Genomic DNA, 1,441 nt, shown 5'->3' with positions numbered 1-1,441 from the left:
ACGAGTAGACTGTAGCGGGCCATCGGGCGCGAACTCCTGGATGCGGACGGAGCCCCGATGCCACGCTGAGAGAAGTCCGTCCAGAAACTCCCTTCCCCCTTGATGGGGGAAGGGCGGGGATGGGGGTGAGTGCGGCCTTAACGTCCTCTCGGCGTCAATCGCGGCATCACCCCACCCCTCCCCATCAAGGGGAGGGGGGCTCGCGCGCCCAGTCCCGGACGTCCTCGACGAACAGGCCGGGCTCCTCCATGGCCGCGAAGTGGCCGCCGCGCGGCATCTCGCTCCAGCGGGTGATGTTGTAGGCGCGGTCGGCCCAGGAGCGGGGCGGGGGCTTGTAGATGCTCTCGCCGGGGAAGTTGGCGAAGGCGGTCGGCGTCTCGCAGCGCTGGCCCTCGGCCAGGACCGCCCCGCCTTCCTCCAGCATGGCGCGGTAGTACCAGGCCCCGGTCGTGAAGCTGCCGGTCATCACGTAGATCATCAGGTTGGTCAGCAGCTGGTCGCGGCTGAACACCTGCTCGAACGACTTCTCCGACAGGTCGGCCCAGTCGTGGAAGCGCTCGAGGATCCAGGCGGCCTGGCCGACCGGGTTGTTGGCGCCCAGCCAGGCGACCGACTGCGGCTTGCTGGCCTGCAGGCGGAAATAGGCGCCCCAGAGGTCCATCTGAGCGCCGAAGCCGGTGATCCAGGCGATCTCCTCCGGGGTTTGCGGCGGCCCGGCGGGACGCAGGCCGATCATGTTCAGGTGGATGGCCTTGGCGTGCGCGCCGTGGTCCAGGCCCAGCCACGAGGTGACGAGGCCGCCCCAGTCGCCGCCTTGGGCCAGATAGGTCTCGTAGCCGAGCTCGCGGGTCATCAGGGTGTTGAAGATCCGCGCCGTGGCCCGCTGGCCCAGCGGCCGTCTGGGCTTGCCCGAGAAGCCGAAGCCCGGCAGCGACGGGATCACGAGGTCGAAGGCGTCGGCCGGGTCGCCGCCGTGGCGCGAGGGGAAGGCCAGGGGTTCGATGGACTCCCAGAACTCGAAATGGCTGCCCGGCCAGCCGTGGGTGATCAGCAGCGGGCGCTTGCCCTTCGCCTCGCCGACCACGTGGACGAAGTGGATGTCGAGGTCCTCGATCGTGGCGGTGAACTGCGGGAAGCGGTTGAGGTTGGCCTGGGCGGCGCCGACGTCGAAGCCGTCGGTCCAGTAGGCGCAGAGGGCCTTCAGAAAATCGACGTCGCAGCCATAGGCCCAGCCGCCGCCTTCCGGGGCGGGTGGGAACTCATAGGCGCGGACCTGGCTCAGGACCTTGTCGATCTGGTCGCGGGACCAGTGCACCTCGAACGGCGTCGCCATGGCGGCCTCCCTGTTTTGAAGGGAGGGTCCGCTGATTTCCCCGAGGGAGGTCAAGCGATCCGAGTTTGCGAAAAATATAACCGTCATCCCGCGCTTTAGTCTACTCGT

The 1,441-nt window shown here is 68.2% G+C and carries 1 protein-coding gene; it reads right to left on the bottom strand.

The annotated features are described in order from the left end of the window. Positions 1-184: 184 nt before the first annotated feature. Positions 185-1,333, bottom strand: coding sequence for an epoxide hydrolase family protein (locus tag OR37_RS20480; protein ID WP_004625353.1), 1,149 nt, complete (start codon positions 1,331-1,333; stop codon positions 185-187). Positions 1,334-1,441 lie beyond the last annotated feature (108 nt).

The organism is Caulobacter vibrioides OR37 (assembly GCF_000372645.1).
Classification (GTDB): domain Bacteria; phylum Pseudomonadota; class Alphaproteobacteria; order Caulobacterales; family Caulobacteraceae; genus Caulobacter; species Caulobacter vibrioides_E.
This window is presented reverse-complemented; position numbering and strand designations above follow the sequence as displayed.